Origin of the sequence: Pontibacterium sp. (assembly GCF_041587635.1) — a bacterium.
Classification (GTDB): domain Bacteria; phylum Pseudomonadota; class Gammaproteobacteria; order Pseudomonadales; family Balneatricaceae; genus Pontibacterium.
This window is the reverse complement of record NZ_JBFGYC010000565.1, coordinates 1-2551: the sequence shown is the minus strand read 5'-3', so window position 1 is coordinate 2551 and position 2551 is coordinate 1. Positions and strand designations below refer to the sequence as shown.

Sequence of the window (2551 nt, the reverse complement as noted above, 5' to 3'; positions counted from 1 at the left end):
GAATGTTTCAGGACGGCTTCCCGGTTGCCTTTAACTTATTAACAGCTGTATCTACCTTGTTGGTCTTGAGTCAGCCTTTACAGGCTGATTCAACGTTGCATCTAAAGGATGTGCCACAGGCAAATATCCTGTTTTTGATTGATGATGCGTTGAGCTTGGATTTTGAGAAACTCATGGATAGGGAGGAGGAGGAACGTTTAGGGATTGATGACTATCGCTTTTACTTTAAGTATAAAAGTCTCAATAAATTTAATGATATAGCGCCACATTGTACCCGCTACAATAAGCTGGCGTATGACCCGTCTAAAACGTATCGCCCTTGGTGGGGAACAGACTCAGAAGGTAATATATTTCAAGATCAGACCAATATCAGTTCTGTACCCTTCGATCCTTATTTACCGAAAGATGTGGGAATAGCAGATGCCGATGAGATTGCTAGAAACCAAGACAATCACACAGATCTGTCTCAGGCATTTTATCTTGTTTGGACGGATGGCAATGATAATGGTGAGTATGATGAAGGGGAATGTTCGGTTCCGACTCAATTACACTCCGACTGCAAAGAAGGGGAAGGTAACGAGAAGCTTGCCAGTAGCATATGCGTCTCTGTCGCTGATATGTCATCCGCAGAGCAGATTAATTTTGCCAATTGGTACGCGTATCACCGTAAGCGTGAATATGTCATTAAATACGCCTTAGCCGAAGTCATCAATAAATCTCAAGCACGTATCGGAATCGGATTTTCCAGTACCGAGAAATTCCATAATACGGTTAGCCGCGGAGCTGAAATTAAAGATGTAGATGATATTTCTTTTCCGATTGACCCGCAGGCTAAGGCAAACAAAGAGGAATTGTTAACCCGGGTTTTTGCGTTTGATACGAAAGCAGTAGGAAAAGATATTTCTCAAGTCCGCCGTACCTATGAAGCTGCTGGTAACTACTTTGAGCGTGAAGAGGTATATGAATCGGGTGATACCTCAGGTGTGAGGGAGCTGTTTGGATATGATAGTGATGAGGCCGAGCCAGAATCCCCTATCGTAATCAGTGATGCACGAGGCGTTTGTCAGAATAACGCTACTGTTGTTATTGCAGGTCGGTATGAAAATGGTTCAGACAGTAGTAACTATTCGCGCCGAATCCTTCGTAAACATATAGATGGTGACAATAGTTCTGACTACGACGGCGAGTGGGTTGCTGGTATCTCGCCAAAAGATTCTTATGCCGATGATTATTTCGATACTCTAGCCGATGCGGCGATGTTCTTTTATGAACGTGATCTCTACCCGGATGAAGATAACCCTAATATTATCCAGCGTATGTCTACCCATATGGTGGCGCTTGGATTGGAGGGGACATTAAGTGCAGGACCAAGTTCAGCGACGGAGCCCTTTACTTGGACTGATCGTGTGAATAGCCATAAAGAAACTATCGACGATATGCGTCATGCTGCCTGGAATGGCCGGGGCCGGTTTCATGATCCAAGTGATGGTGAAGAACTGGTCGACGCGCTTAAGGATATTCTATTCAACGTTGAGCTCGCCTCTGAAAATGAGGCTAATGCCGTGGGCTCGAACATGCTGTCAGTGACGTCGCTGCGCGCCAGCAGTGCAACCACTGCTTTTGTGACTAGGTTTGAGCCGAGTATCTGGACGGGGCATTTGCTGGCATTTCCGATCAATCAGATTACGCTGGAGTTGGAAGATCAGGCGTGGAATGCTGCTGATCTGATCCCGATCCATACGCGCAGGAACATATTTAGTCACAATGGCGATGCCGGTTTCGAGTTTAGTGTTGGGGCTCTGAGCAATAGCACGGGTTTTTCCGATGAGCAACGCTCGAAGCTGAATGCTTTGGAGGATGTGGCAGATAACTTAGCAGAGTTTCGTGTTGATTATCTTCGAGGGGATCAAACGGAGGAAGGCACAAAGTTCCGGTCTCGTAGCAGTTTGTTGGGCGATATCGTGAACTCTGATGCCTTTTATACCTACGATGAAAACCACCGTTATCATGGTTTGGAAACGGCAGAAAGTGATACGGCGGGCAGTTACTACTATTACCTCAAAAATAACAAGCGTACGAAGCGTCCTATGGTCTATGTGGGCGCGAATGATGGAATGTTGCACGGCTTTTATGCGACAGCGGATAGTGATTTGGCTGATGACGTTGATGTTGCGACCTGTACAGAAACCAGTGCTAAATGTGCAGGTGAGGAAGCCTTTGCTTACATCCCCAAGAGCGTTTACGGCAAATTGAGTAACCTGACCGACCCAGATTATTCACACAGCTATTTTGTCGATGGACCGGCGATTGTGGCCGATGCTTATATTAACTTCAGTGATGCGGATAGCAGTGCAAAACGTTGGAGATCAGTACTGCTAGGATCATTAGGTGTTGGTGGTGCCGGCGTATTTGCGCTGGACGTCTCTGTACCGGATGAGTTTAACGTCAATGACGTGCTTTGGGATTTGGATGCCTCAGATCTACCCGACTTAGGTTCGTTGTCTGGTCGTATCTCTGTTGTGAAGCTGCAGGATGACTCCTGGGCCGCGGT

1 protein-coding gene is annotated in these 2551 nt (G+C 46.4%); it reads left to right on the top strand.

Annotated features, from left to right (window positions below; genetic code table 11):
* Positions 1-2551 (top strand): pilus assembly protein (locus ABYW01_RS19075; RefSeq protein WP_372835907.1); only part of this gene is annotated, 2551 nt, incomplete at both ends.